Origin of the sequence: Pyruvatibacter sp. HU-CL02332, assembly GCF_040362765.1 — a bacterium.
Lineage (GTDB): Bacteria > Pseudomonadota > Alphaproteobacteria > CGMCC-115125 > CGMCC-115125 > Pyruvatibacter.
In genome coordinates this window covers 1431355-1444009 of sequence record NZ_BAABWK010000001.1, presented here as the reverse complement: position 1 = coordinate 1444009, position 12655 = coordinate 1431355, and the positions used below count along the sequence as shown (strand labels likewise).

Sequence of the window (12655 nt, the reverse complement as noted above, 5' to 3'; positions counted from 1 at the left end):
AGATGAGTGAAGGCTGGCCGCGCGGCGAAGAAGATACTGCGACGCAAACAGCGTCCCATGGCGAACCGTCCAACCACACCAGTGGTCAGGTCGGGTGGCTTATGTATGAGTGGGCGAACCAGCCCTACTTCTCACTGATCACGATCTTTCTTTTTTCAAACTACTTCGCCAACGTCTTCTTTCAGGGTGATGCGGCTGACGGCCAGGCTTATTGGGGGTACACGCAGGCGATTGCGGGCATTGCTATTGCGCTGATGTCCCCCATTCTCGGTGCCATGGCAGACGCAGCGGGGCCGCGCAAACCGTTCATCGGGTTTTTCCTGCTGGGCGTCTCTTTCGGCTGTATCGGTTTGTGGATCGCCGAGCCCGGCGGTGCCTTGTTGCCGATCATGGTTCTGGTGATTGTCGCGTCGATCTCTGCTGAGTTCGTCACAACGTTTGCCAATGCCATGCTCCCCAATATTTCAACCGAGCGGCGCATGGCGCTCTTGTCCGGCGTTGGATATGGCATTGCGCAGGTGGCGGGCATCTTTGCCCTGGCGATCGTGCTGTTTGCGTTTCAGCTGCCCGGCAATATCGAAGCGTCGTTCATTCCTGATGCGCCACTGTTGGGGCTGGACAGGTCAGCCTATGAAGACGAGCGCATTGTGGGCCCACTGGCAGGCCTGTGGTTTCTGGTCTTCATGCTGCCGCTGTTTTTGCTGACTCCGGACCAGCCCAGGACCGGGCTCAAGCGTGTTGCGGCGGCGCGCCAGGGCATTCGCCAGCTAGGCGAAACATTCCGGCGGCTCAAACACTTCCGCAATGTCGGTCTCTACCTCATTGCGCGGATGCTCTACTACGATGGTTGCACAGCCGTCTTCATGTTCGGCGGCATTATTGCGGGCGCGCTGTTTGGCTGGAGTGCCCTGGAGCTTGCTGTCTTCGGCATTGTCGTCACGCTGTTTTCAGCCCTTGGCGGGTTTCTTGGCGGGGTCATTGATGCGCGCATCGGCAGCAAGCGGACGATTGTCGGTGCACTGGTGGTGGTGATCCTCACATCGGTTGCCCTCGTCTCCGTTGACAGCGACACGATGTTCTTTGTCTTTGAAGTTGCGCCGCGGGCGGAAGGGGCTGCGCCCTTCTCAAGCAGTGGCGAGATCGCGTTTCTCGTCATCGCCTGTCTGTTCGGGCTTGGCGTTGGCCCGGCCCTGGCCTCAAGCCGCACCATGCTGGCGCGTCTGGCCCCACGCGACATGATGGCTGAGTTCTTTGGCCTCTATGCATTGGCGGGCAAGGCAACGACATTCCTTGCGCCGCTCACCATTGGCATCGTGACCCAGGCCACTGGCAATCAGCGGCTGGGTCTTTCCATCGTACTCGTGTTTCTGCTGTCCGGTCTGGCGCTGATGTTCTTCGTCAAGGAAGAGCGGTCAGAGGGACTTCACACCTAGGGGCTACTCAATCACCACGGCTGTACCGCATGCGGTGGCCATGAGGATCGAACCTTTGGCGCCGACTGACTCATAATCGATGTCCACGCCCACGACCGCATTGGCGCCCATGGCCTGCGCGTTGGCGACCATGTCTTCAATGGCGGCTTCGCGGCTGGAGCGGAATACTTTTTCGTAGGAGCCCGAGCGCCCGCCGAAGAAGTCACGCAGGCCTGCAAAGATATCCCGCACCACATTGGCACCGGTCACGGCCTCGCCAGCGACGAGACCCTTGTACTCGGTGATCCTGCGGCCTTCGATGCTGTTGGTGGTCGTGACAAGCATGGCTAACTCTCCCGTTGTACCTAGTGACGGAAGTGACGCATGCCGGTGAGGACCATGGCAAGGCCTGCGTCATCTGCTGCGGCAATTACCTCATCATCGCGAATGGATCCACCAGGCTGGATGACAGCTGTTGCCCCGGCTTCTGCGGCGCTCAACAGGCCATCTGCGAAGGGGAAGAAAGCGTCTGAGGCAACAACGGACCTCTTGGCCAGGGCTTCGGTGAGGCCTGCTTCCCTGGCGGCATCTTCCGACTTGCGCGCAGCGATGCGGCTTGAATCGATGCGGCTCATCTGACCGGCGCCGATGCCGACGGTTGCGTTGTCCTTGGCATAGATGATGGCGTTTGATTTCACATGCTTGGCAACGCGGAAGGCAAACAGAAGATCACTCAATTCCTGCTCCGAGGGCGCGCGCTTTGTCACGACCTTGAGGTCTGTCGGCATGATGCGGCCTGCGTCGCGGGACTGGACCAGCATGCCGCCCGCAACCGTCTTGGCGGTGAAGCCCTTTGCTTCGGGGTTGGGCAAACCACCGGTAATCAGCAGGCGGAGGTTTTTCTTCTTTGCGATGATTTCGCGCGCGGCGTCATCGGCGTTGGGTGCAATGATCACCTCGGTGAAGATGCCGGAGATTTTTTCTGCCGTCGCGGCATCGAGCGTGCCGTTGAGCGCGATGATGCCGCCAAAGGCTGAGACCGGATCACACCGCAGGGCTTTCTCGTAGGCTTCCAGCAGCGACCCGCCCAGGGCAACGCCGCACGGATTGGCATGCTTGATGATGGCAACGGCGGGCTGGTCTGCACCAAACTCGGCGACACATTCAAAGGCCGCGTCGGTGTCATTGAGGTTGTTGTAGGACAGCTCCTTGCCCTGCAGCTGGGTTGCTGTCGCAACGCCGGGGCGATTTTCACCTGTTGTGTAGAAGGCTGCATTCTGGTGCGGGTTCTCACCATATCGAAGTGTCTGCGCCAGGGTGCCTGCTACGGCGCGATAGGTTGGCGCGTCGTCTTCAATCTCATTGGCAAACCAGTTGGAGATCGCGGCGTCATAGGCGGCTGTGCGTGCATAAGCCTTGGCGGCAAGGCGCTGGCGCAGTTTGAAGCTGGTCTTGTTGTCGTTGGCGTCCATGTCGGCCAGCACCGCGTCGTAGTCGCTGGCGTCCACCACGACGGCAACACCGTCGTGGTTCTTGGCAGCGGCGCGGATCATGGCGGGGCCGCCGATGTCGATGTTTTCAATCGACGTGTCGTAGTCGGCAACCCCCGCCTTTGCTTGTGCGGCGATGGTTTCTTCAAACGGGTAGAGGTTCACCGCTAACAGGTCGATGGGCACGATGTTGTGCTTGTTGGCGGCGTCTTCGTGGGTGGCGTTGCCGCGGACATAGAGCAGGCCGCCATGGACACCGGGATGCAGTGTCTTGACCCGACCGTCCATCATTTCCGGAAACTGGGTGATGTCAGAAACGTCAGCGACGTCCAGTCCGGCATCCCGCAGGGCTTTGGCTGTGCCGCCGGTCGATACCAGCTGCACGCCACGCTCCGCCAGCGCCTTGCCAAAGTCTATCAGGCCGGTCTTGTCGGATACGGACAAAAGGGCGCGGCGGACGGGGCGAATGGGGGACTGGTGTTCGGTCATGACGGAGACAAGCCTTTGAAGGACGGGTGCATATGTGAATGCGGGCGCGATAGCACGTTTGGCGGGCGGCATGAAGCCCACAGCTGCTATGCGTCTTGTGGAGTCTCGGTGGGGTCTGCCGGTGCAGGTGGGACGCCGATGGGCGGGACTGCCGGTTCCGCATCCTCTTGGGCAAAGGCATCGGTTTGCTCAGGCTTTGTGGTGGATTCGTCCGCGGTGCCCAGATTTTTGGTGGTCAGCCTGCGGAAACTCCATTTGACGTGGGCTTCATCGCGGAACACGTGGTGGCTTACCACGATCTGCTGCGACCGACGGGGCGGGCCGGACTGGCCCATATAGATCGATTCTTCCAGGCCCATTTCCGCGTTGCCGCTGGCGCGAAACTGCCAGCCATCACCATTGGGCAGCAGCGCCAGAATGGTGGTGCCGTCATGGGCGAGGGAAACCCGGACGTCAGGGTGCAGGTGAAAGCGGATGGTGAAGTCTTCCTCGCGCTCGCCATTTGAGAAGAACCTGAACGGGTCCCACCACGCGGCAGCAGCCGGTCGCAGGCGAAACAGGGTGTCTTCGCCGCGAAAATCATCACCGTCTGCGGAAAGGTACACCCGGCGCTCATGCTCCAGGCCAAAGCGCTGGATGTAGCCGTCATGGCGCATTTCCAGCCAGACGCCGCGCTCTTCTTCGGTGCGGCGGCTTTCCACAAGCTTGGGGCCGCGCACCAGACGCGGGCCGAGCATCCGCCGTAGCCAGCGGGCCTGCAGAATGTGTGCAGATGATGTGTCGTCCACGGTCACCGTGGAGTGGGCAGCAGTGGCGCGGGCGACGTCCGACCATTGATCCGCCTGTGGTGTCTGGGCGTGCATATGGCTGGGGCCGCAATTGACGATCAGCCGATGACGCCCGGCGCTCATTTCAAAACTCAGGCAGCCCGCATGGGCCTGGGTGGCATGGGCAGGTTTAGGCGGTGCGCCTGCATCCACAACTATGAGTGTGCGTCCTGCAGCGGCACGCTGGAAGCCTGAATGCGGCGCAAATCCGAAAGGTCTGCCATTGGCGTCATCGCGGGCGAGGACTGCATCCACGGCACCGCCGGTACTTTCATCAGCGCCGTTGAACATGGCCAGACGTCCATCTCCATGTCGGAAGAAGCGCAACATGGGCATGGCACGGTCGATGGCACTTAGTACCGTGGATGGGACCTCCACATTGCGGGCCATGAGGGCGTCGCGCAGGGTTACGAGATCTGTCAGCAATTCTAACTGAATCTGCGGGTTGCGACTGATGTGTCCGCCATCCGGCAACAGTTGGCGGTCAAGTTCTCGTAGCAACAGCACAAGACCCTTTGTCTGCCGGGTCCGGCCTTCGGTGAGGGTCAGCCCCGACAGTGTCAGGCCGATGGCTGCGGTCAGCCGCTTGGGGCCATCGGGTGCGCGGCGCGCTGTCCGCGCCAGATGGCGCGCCTGAGATGCCATGGAACGCAGCATGGTCGAGCGATAAATCAGCTCGGCATTTTCAAGCAGCATGCCGCCATGGCTGGACCAGGAGATGATCCGGCGCGCGATTACATGGGGCTGCCATGCAACAGTGTTCCATTGGCCGCTGCTGTCCAGCCATAGCTGTGCCAGCTTCTGGGTGGTGGCAGTCTTGTCATCGCCAGGCAGGATGGCGAGGTGACGTAGCCAGCCAAAGCCGTGAAGTTCGTCTGCGAAGGCAGGTGATGGTGCGTCCAGCAGGAACGGGTTCTGGCCGGTGCTTTCCAGGGTGCCGCCGTCGAGATCAAAGCGACCGTTGAGAATGCGTTCGCCTGTTTGGGTTCTGGCAGGGCGCAGTTCCGGCGGGTTGAGCACGATGGCGTCCGGCATAGGGCCGCCCAGGGTCAGGCGGTAGGGCTTGGATGAATAAGCAAGATTGGCAAGCGTGCGGGTGGCAAGCCCGAGGGAGCGGGCTGCGAGATGTCCGGTCAGTTCTGCCGGGCCGCTCATTGTCTTACGCCATCTCCTGTTTTGCCCGTCTACATACGGGGATCGTTTGTCGGTTACTCGCCCCTGAGCATCTTGATGTTTGCCGCATATGCGTCCGGGCCGCCCTTGAAGGTGGCGCTACCGGCGACGAGCACGTCCGCCCCTGCAGCCACAACGCGCGGGGCCGTCTCGGCATTGATGCCGCCATCTACCTCCAGATGAATGTCGCGGCCGGTTGCATCGATCTTGGCGCGCAGGGCTTCGATCTTGCGCAACTGGCTTTCAATGAACTTCTGGCCGCCAAAGCCCGGGTTGACGCTCATGACGAGGATGAGATCAACGTCGTCGATGATCATGTCCACGACGTCTGCCGGCGTGCCGGGGTTCAGTGAGACACCCGGGCGTTTACCCAGCGAGCGAATGAGCTGCAATGTGCGGTGGATGTGCGGGCCTGCTTCGGCGTGCACCGTGATGATATCTGCGCCCGCATTGGCGAATTCTTCCACATACGGGTCCACCGGCGAAATCATCAGGTGAACATCAAACACCTTGTCCGAGTGTCCGCGCAGGGCCTTTACCACCATTGGTCCGATGGTGAGGTTGGGCACAAAGTGGCCGTCCATTACATCCACATGGATGAAGTCGGCGCCGGCGGCGTCGATGGCACGGACCTCTTCGCCCAGACAGGCAAAGTCGGCAGACAGGATGGATGGGGCGATTCGTACGTTTTGCATGTCTTTGACGTAGCAGAGCCGGGCGGTTCACGGCAACAAATGAGAGGGGATATCCGCCCTATTCGGCACGTTTAAGGCGGGCTGCAAAAAAGCCGTCCATGCCGCCTTCTGACGCCCAGAACGTGGGCAAAGTGCGCATGTCGCCCAAAGGTGTTACCGCCTCTTCAAGACCCGGCAGGTCTGCCTTGGTGATTGGGCTGCGTTCAAAAGCAGGATTTGCCGCCAGGAATTTTTCAATCCGCTGCTCGCCTTCTTCGGGCTGAAGCGAGCAGGTGCAATAAATCAGCGTGCCGCCGGAGGCTGTCAGCTCAGCTGCCTTGGCCAGCAGTTTTTCCTGCTGCATCACCAGCTTTGCCAAATCAGACGTAGATTTGAGGTGGGGAATGTCCGGGTGCCGCCGGATGGTGCCGGTGGCTGAACACGGCGCATCCACCAGCACATGGGTGAAGGTCTTGTCGTCCCCGTCGGGCTCCCAGCCCAGCGCATTTGCCGTGACGACCTTTGCGTTCAGCTTTGTGCGCTTGAGATTATGGGTCACACGGACCAGTCGTTTGGCTGAGCGGTCCAGCGCCGTCACGTTGGCGCCTGCCGCTGCCAGTTCCAGCGTCTTGCCGCCGGGTGCTGCACACAGGTCGAGCACGCGGGCGTCTTTCACGTCACCGAACAGCTTTGCGGGCAGGGCTGCCGCCGCATCCTGGACCCACCATTCCCCGTCCTTGTATCCTTCCAGCGTATCAACCCGACCGCCTTCGGTCAGGCGGACACTGCCTGTGGGCAGGACTTCGCCCTTGAGCTTTTCAGCCCAGCCCGCAGCGTCAGACTTAACGGAGAGATCAAGCGGGGCTTCTGTCAGATGAGCCGTCGCAATGGCAGACGCCGTTTCGTCGCCATATGTCTCGCGCCAACTGGTCAGCAGCCATTCGGGTGTGTTGAGCGCAACGGCATCCTGGGCGTCGCGCAGCTCGGCACCTTCGCGGGAGGCGCGGCGCAGCACTGCATTGAGCAGGCCTGAGAAGTGGCGCGCGTTCTTGTCGGTTTTCGCGAGCGCCACACAGGCGCTTACCGTGGCATGAGGTGCCACATCCAAAAACAAGAGCTCTGCAATGGCGCCGTAGAGGATCTGCGGGGCGATGCCGGACTTCTCTGGCAGGGGCTTGTCGAGGAAATGGGTCAGGATGTCGGTGATCTGACCCTGTCGGCGCAGGGCGGTTGCCGCGATCGTGCGGGCAAAGCCGCGATCTCGCGGGTCCAGCCGCGCCAGGGTGCCGTTTACGTCCTGCTCGGCAGCCAGCGCCTCATCCAGCGGGCGGCCCTCCGTCATGACGGCAGCCAGCAGAGCTGCAGATGCGCGGCGTGCGCCAAGGCCCGGCGTTTTGTTGGCGTTGGGGCGCTTGGGGCGCGCCTTGTTTTTTGGTCGAGGTGTGTTCATGGCGCGCAGCTATACGCAGCTTGAGCGCGCAAGTAAAAGGCTGCGTGTTCCGGCGGGTGCTTTACCCCCAGGGGCGTGCCTTTTCAGGCGAGCCTGTTTCACCTGCCATGGCCCGCAGCGCTGCGACCCGATTGGCCGTGTTGGGATGGGTAGAAAACAGCGCGTCGCTCTTTTGGGTGTGCAGCGGATTGATGATGAACAGGGAGGCTGACGCCGGGTTGCGTTCGGCCACATTGTTGTCGATACGCGACGCAAATCCCTCAATTTTCTCAAGGGCAGAGGCCAGCCACAAAGGCCGCCCGCAGATTTCAGCGCCCATTTTGTCCGCTTCATATTCCCGGGCGCGGCTGATGGCCATCTGAACCACAGCCGCTGCCAGCGGGGCCAGGATCATCAAGGCGATGGCACCAATGATGCCCAGTGGGTTGTTGCGGCTGCCGCCGAAAAACAGCGCGAAATTGGCCAGCATGGAAATCGCACCGGCTAGGGTGGCGGTGATGGTCATGGTCAGGGTGTCGCGGTTTTTCACATGGGCCAGCTCGTGCGCCATGACGCCCGCCACTTCCTGCGGCGTGAGGCGGGACAGGAGACCGGTGGTTGCAGCGACGGCAGCGTTTTCCGGGTTGCGGCCCGTGGCAAAGGCATTGGGCTGGTCGTTGTCCATGATAAAGACCTTGGGCATGGGCAGGTCAGCATTCTGCGCCAGCTGCTTCACCATCTTGACCAGATCAGGGGCTGAGGCTTCGTCCACCTGGCGGGCGCCATACATGCGCAGCACCATTTTGTCGGAGTTCCAGTAGGCGAAGGCGTTCATGCCCAGGGCGATGACAAATGCGATGGCCGCACCGCCGAAACCGCCGATGAGATAGCCAATACCCAAAAAGAGTGCGGTCATTGCCGCAATCAGGACACCCGTCCGCAAACCGTTGGCCATTTTGTGCTCCTGCCTTCACCACACAACAAAAGGTGCATCCCGCCAGCCTTCATGCTGGTTTGGATGCTGCCACAGGAAGGTCTATATCCTTCCTCAAAATCCCATTGGCCCCGTAGAATAATATATGGAGCCAGCATATGGCGGCTTCAAGACGAGTGAGACCCAATGAGCGACGAGACCCCTGACCAGCCTTCCGGCGAGCCCCAGGACCCTCCCAAAGTGCTGTCACCGGCAGCCCGCCGCGCCCTGGCGGAAGCTGAGGAACGACGTGCGGCGGCGGAGAAGATCGCCAAGGACCGGCCGGCTGAAATCAACGGCCCGTCGGGGGAAGAACCAACCCGTTTTGGTGACTGGGAACGCAACGGGATTACATCCGATTTCTAGAGTCCCGGCGATTTTTAGAATGCAGGGTTTTGAAGCACCGCTGCGCGGAGTTGATGCGTGTTGAAGGATTGGTGGCGCAAATGGCGCCCGCTCATTCTCGTGTTCGCTCTGGCGCTGCTTTCCGTCTTTGCCTTTCCGCTCCTGCCGGACCGCTATGATCCGTCCACGCCGATTGACCTCACTGTTGAACCCAACTTTGTTACGCCTTTGAAGCTGGCGCGGATCAATCGATCCTTTCCCGCCTGCGTGAATGCCGTGCGGGCGGCTGGTCTTGAGGTGGATGATCACAGTATTGCCAGTGATGAGACAGGCTGCGGCATGGACCAGGGGCTGCTGCTCAAGCAGGCGCGCTACCGCTATGGCGGCGGCATTACCATTACCTGCCCGATGATGGCTGCGCTGGCCCAATGGGAACTGCATGTGGTGGCGCCCGCCGCACAAAAACATCTTGGTACGGATGTTTCCCGCGTCGTGCATTTCGGCACTTATTCCTGCCGCAACGTCAATGGAGCCATTGGCGGCCGGCGCAGTGCGCACGCAACGGGCCAGGCGTTGGATGTGGGTGGGTTCTGGCTGGCGGACGGCCAGCAGGTGTCTGTGCTTAACGACTGGGATGGAAGCGGAAACAAATCAGCGTTTCTTCAAGAGGTGCGTGATGGGTCGTGTGGTGTGTTCAAGACGGTTCTGTCGCCGGACTACAATGTGAACCACAAAGACCATTTTCATTTTGAAGTCGGCGGCTGGGGCATCTGCCGGTAGCGGCTGGCTCTATTTGTCCTGCATGGCGGAGCGTCGGCGCGACAGCGACAATGCCAGTCGCGGTGGGAAATGCCGCAGGATGGAGGCAGTGATGCGGTTGGCGCGGCCGGGAATGATCTGCGCGAGACCTTTCTCGCTGGCGTCATAAGTTTCAGCGACAACGTCGGGTGCCTGCATCCACATCCACTTTGGCATCTTGTCCACGGTCTCCTGCACGCCAGCGGTGGTATGAAACTCCGAGCGCGTGAAGCCGGGATTGACGGCGGTGACGTGGACGCCGGTGCCTTCTGTTTCCAGCGACAGGCTCTCAGACATTTTTATGAGGAAGGCCTTGGACGCGCCATACATGGTGTGGCCCAGGGTGCCCGGTGCGAGGCCTGCAAGCGATGCTACATTGATGATGCGCCCGTATTTGCGCTCCAGCATGGCGGGCAAGGCAAGGCGGCACAGATGCGCATAGGCCGTCACCATGATCTGGATGAAGTCTCGATGGTCTGCCCAATCATAATCGACGAAGTGATCATTCATGCCGTAGCCGGCATTGTTGATGAGCACATCGACCTGGAGACCACGTGCGGTGATCTCGGCCCAGATGGCATCTGGTGCGGCAGGGTCTGCCAGATCAGCCGAGATCGTCTCGCACTTGATGCCGTGGGCAGCGGATAGCGCCGACGCAATCTCCGTCAGGCGATCAAGGCGCCGGGCCGTCAGGATGAGGTCATAGCCCTTAGCTGCATAGAACTCAGCGAAGCATTTGCCGATGCCCGCAGAGGCGCCGGTGATGAGGACGGTTTTGGTGGTCATGGTGTGTGGATCCCGAATTGCGGCGCCGGTGCGTAGTGCACACGCCCATGGGTCTTCCGGTCAAGCCGGAGGGAGAACCAAGGTTGTGAGGCTGGATGCACAACACTCCCGCTGTCCCTCCGGCTTGACCGGAGGGCCCAGCAGAGCGATTGGGCTCTAAGCGCTCTCGCCGCCGAGATTCTGGCGGTTGCTGATCAGGTCTTCCACGACGCTTGGGTCAGCCAGCGTGGAGGTGTCGCCGAGATTTGAAAAATCATCTTCGGCGATCTTGCGCAGGATGCGGCGCATGATTTTGCCGGAGCGGGTTTTGGGGAGGCCGGGGGCCCATTGCAGCAGGTCAGGTGAGGCGATGGGGCCGATTTCCTTGCGGACGTGCTGGACGAGTTCCTTCTTCAACTCGTCTGACGGTTCCTCGCCCTGATTTAGGGTGACATAGGCATAGATGCCCTGGCCCTTGATGTCGTGCGGGTAGCCGACGACGGCGCTTTCCGCCACCAGTGGATGGGACACGAGGGCGCTTTCCACTTCGGCAGTGCCCATGCGGTGGCCGGAGACATTCAGCACGTCGTCGACGCGGCCGGTAATCCAGTAATAGCCGTCTTCGTCGCGGCGGCAGCCGTCGCCGGAAAAATACTTGCCCTTGAACTGGCTGAAGTACGTGTCGAAGAAGCGCTTGTGGTCGCCATAGACCGTGCGCATCTGGCCGGGCCATGAATCCGCGATGCACAGATTGCCGGATGTGGCGCCTTTGAGGGGGTGTCCGTCATTGTCCACCAGTACCGGTTCCACACCGAAGAACGGGCGCGTGGCCGAGCCGGGCTTCAAGTCCGTTGCACCGGGCAGGGGCGAAATCAGAATGCCGCCGGTCTCCGTCTGCCACCAGGTGTCGACGATGGGGCAGAGGCTGTCGCCGACCACGCGGTGATACCAGTTCCACGCTTCCGGGTTGATGGGTTCGCCCACGGAGCCGAGCAGACGCAGGCTCTTGCGCGATGTTTTTGTCACCGGCTCATCGCCTTCGCGCATCAGGGCGCGGATGGCGGTGGGGGCAGTGTAGAAGATGTTGACGTTGTGCTTGTCGCAGACCTGCCAGCAGCGCGACGAATCCGGATAGGTCGGCACGCCTTCAAACATCAGGGTCGTGGCGCCATTGGCCAATGGTCCGTACACGATGTAGCTGTGGCCGGTGACCCAGCCCACATCCGCCGTGCACCAGTAGATGTCGCCGGGCTTGTAGTCGAAGACATATTGATGGGTCATCGACGCGTAGACGAGATAGCCGCCGGTGGTGTGCAGCACGCCCTTGGGTTTGCCGGTGGAGCCGGACGTGTAGAGAATAAAGAGCGGGTCTTCCGCGCCCATTTCTTCGCATGGGCAGTCATGGTCCACGCGGCCTGCGACCTCGTGGTACCAGACATCGCGCCCCTCCTTCATGGAGACGGAACCGCCGGTGTGTTCCACCACGATGACGCTTTGAACGTCCGGGCATGAGTCGAGCGCGTCGTCGGTATTTTCCTTGAGCGGTACAGGGCGGCCGCCGCGCACGCCCTCGTCAGACGTGATGACGAACTTGCTGTCGCAATCCAGAATGCGGCCTGCCAGTGCGTCCGGCGAGAAGCCGCCAAAGACGATGGAGTGCACCGCACCGATGCGTGCGCATGCCAGCATGGCGTAGGCCGCTTCGGGGATCATCGGCATATAGATGGTGACGCGGTCGCCCTTCCTGACGCCCTGATCCTTCAGCACATTGGCGAAGCGCTGCACGTGGTGGTGCAGCTGCGTGTAGGTGATGGACTGGTCAACGGAGGGGTCGTCACCTTCCCAGATGATCGCTACCTGGTCGCCTTTGTCTGCGACATGCCGGTCGACGCAGTTGTAGCAGACATTGAGGGTGCCGTCCTCGTACCACTTAATGTGCAGGTCGCGCTCATGGTACGAGACGTCCTTCACCTTGGTGTAAGGCTTGATCCAGTCCACCCGCTTGCCGTGCTCACCCCAGAAGGCTGTTGGGTCCTTGATGGACTGGGCATACATCTCCTTGTACCTGGCGTCATCCACATAAGCAGACTTCGCCCAGTCGGCGGGGACTTTGATCACTTCGTCGGACATGGTGGCTCCCTGAACGCAATTGTGGTCCGGGAGGTGAGGGCGCGTGTCGCAGCCCGACCGTCAGTCAGAAGACCCTCCCAGCCCATGACATTTTCTTGGCCGCATTATGGGGACGGGTAGTGGTGCGGGGCAAGCGCCAGAGGCATTGAG

The 12655-nt window shown here is 61.1% G+C and carries 11 protein-coding genes; 3 read left to right on the top strand and 8 right to left on the bottom strand.

The window, feature by feature from the left end; all coding sequences use genetic code 11:
• Positions 1-2: 2 nt before the first annotated feature.
• Complete coding sequence (locus ABXH05_RS06800; protein WP_353560349.1) at positions 3-1433, top strand: MFS transporter; 1431 nt, start codon at positions 3-5, stop codon at positions 1431-1433.
• A gap of 3 nt (positions 1434-1436) precedes the next feature.
• On the opposite strand, the gene ABXH05_RS06795 is transcribed toward ABXH05_RS06800, so the two are convergent.
• The 6 genes from ABXH05_RS06795 to htpX form a co-directional block, all read right to left on the bottom strand.
• Positions 1437-1757, bottom strand: coding sequence for a YbjQ family protein (locus ABXH05_RS06795; RefSeq protein ID WP_353560348.1), 321 nt, complete (start codon positions 1755-1757; stop codon positions 1437-1439).
• A 20-nt stretch (positions 1758-1777) separates the two neighbouring features.
• Positions 1778-3391, bottom strand: coding sequence for a bifunctional phosphoribosylaminoimidazolecarboxamide formyltransferase/IMP cyclohydrolase (purH, locus tag ABXH05_RS06790; RefSeq protein ID WP_353560347.1), 1614 nt, complete (start codon positions 3389-3391; stop codon positions 1778-1780).
• A gap of 86 nt (positions 3392-3477) precedes the next feature.
• The gene (locus ABXH05_RS06785; RefSeq protein WP_353560346.1) at positions 3478-5373 is read right to left on the bottom strand and encodes a heparinase II/III family protein; all 1896 of its coding nucleotides are present in this window, start codon (positions 5371-5373) and stop codon (positions 3478-3480) included.
• A gap of 53 nt (positions 5374-5426) precedes the next feature.
• Entirely contained in the window at positions 5427-6086 is a 660-nt protein-coding gene (gene rpe, locus ABXH05_RS06780; protein WP_348136417.1) for a ribulose-phosphate 3-epimerase, read from the bottom strand.
• A gap of 58 nt (positions 6087-6144) precedes the next feature.
• Positions 6145-7515 carry an RsmB/NOP family class I SAM-dependent RNA methyltransferase gene (locus ABXH05_RS06775; protein ID WP_353560345.1) on the bottom strand — a complete coding sequence of 457 codons (1371 nt, stop codon included), beginning with the start codon at positions 7513-7515 and terminating at the stop codon, positions 6145-6147.
• A 61-nt stretch (positions 7516-7576) separates the two neighbouring features.
• The gene (htpX, locus tag ABXH05_RS06770; protein WP_353560344.1) at positions 7577-8449 is read right to left on the bottom strand and encodes a zinc metalloprotease HtpX; all 873 of its coding nucleotides are present in this window, start codon (positions 8447-8449) and stop codon (positions 7577-7579) included.
• 165 nt (positions 8450-8614) lie between these two features.
• Between htpX and ABXH05_RS06765 the strand changes: the two genes are divergently transcribed.
• Both ABXH05_RS06765 and ABXH05_RS06760 read left to right on the top strand, forming a co-directional pair.
• Entirely contained in the window at positions 8615-8833 is a 219-nt protein-coding gene (locus tag ABXH05_RS06765; protein WP_353560343.1) for a DUF1674 domain-containing protein, read from the top strand.
• Positions 8834-8890: 57 nt separating this feature from the next.
• Positions 8891-9592 carry an extensin-like domain-containing protein gene (locus tag ABXH05_RS06760; RefSeq protein WP_353560342.1) on the top strand — a complete coding sequence of 234 codons (702 nt, stop codon included), beginning with the start codon at positions 8891-8893 and terminating at the stop codon, positions 9590-9592.
• A 9-nt stretch (positions 9593-9601) separates the two neighbouring features.
• Here the strand turns inward: ABXH05_RS06760 and ABXH05_RS06755 are convergent, their stop codons facing one another.
• Positions 9602-10396, bottom strand: a complete 795-nt coding sequence (locus tag ABXH05_RS06755; RefSeq protein WP_353560341.1) for an SDR family NAD(P)-dependent oxidoreductase — start codon at positions 10394-10396, stop codon at positions 9602-9604.
• 156 nt (positions 10397-10552) lie between these two features.
• Positions 10553-12505 (bottom strand): acetate--CoA ligase, encoded by a 1953-nt coding sequence (gene acs, locus ABXH05_RS06750; RefSeq protein ID WP_353560340.1) that lies wholly within the window; start codon positions 12503-12505, stop codon positions 10553-10555.
• Positions 12506-12655: the final 150 nt, after the last annotated feature.

Coding starts and splice junctions, on each gene's coding strand:
- ABXH05_RS06800 (WP_353560349.1), top strand. CDS start 3: ATGAGTGAAGGCTGGCCGCGCGGCGAAGAAGATACTGCGACGCAAACA.
- ABXH05_RS06795 (WP_353560348.1), bottom strand. CDS start 1,757: ATGCTTGTCACGACCACCAACAGCATCGAAGGCCGCAGGATCACCGAG.
- purH (WP_353560347.1), bottom strand. CDS start 3,391: ATGACCGAACACCAGTCCCCCATTCGCCCCGTCCGCCGCGCCCTTTTG.
- ABXH05_RS06785 (WP_353560346.1), bottom strand. CDS start 5,373: ATGAGCGGCCCGGCAGAACTGACCGGACATCTCGCAGCCCGCTCCCTC.
- rpe (WP_348136417.1), bottom strand. CDS start 6,086: ATGCAAAACGTACGAATCGCCCCATCCATCCTGTCTGCCGACTTTGCC.
- ABXH05_RS06775 (WP_353560345.1), bottom strand. CDS start 7,515: ATGAACACACCTCGACCAAAAAACAAGGCGCGCCCCAAGCGCCCCAAC.
- htpX (WP_353560344.1), bottom strand. CDS start 8,449: ATGGCCAACGGTTTGCGGACGGGTGTCCTGATTGCGGCAATGACCGCA.
- ABXH05_RS06765 (WP_353560343.1), top strand. CDS start 8,615: ATGAGCGACGAGACCCCTGACCAGCCTTCCGGCGAGCCCCAGGACCCT.
- ABXH05_RS06755 (WP_353560341.1), bottom strand. CDS start 10,396: ATGACCACCAAAACCGTCCTCATCACCGGCGCCTCTGCGGGCATCGGC.
- acs (WP_353560340.1), bottom strand. CDS start 12,505: ATGTCCGACGAAGTGATCAAAGTCCCCGCCGACTGGGCGAAGTCTGCT.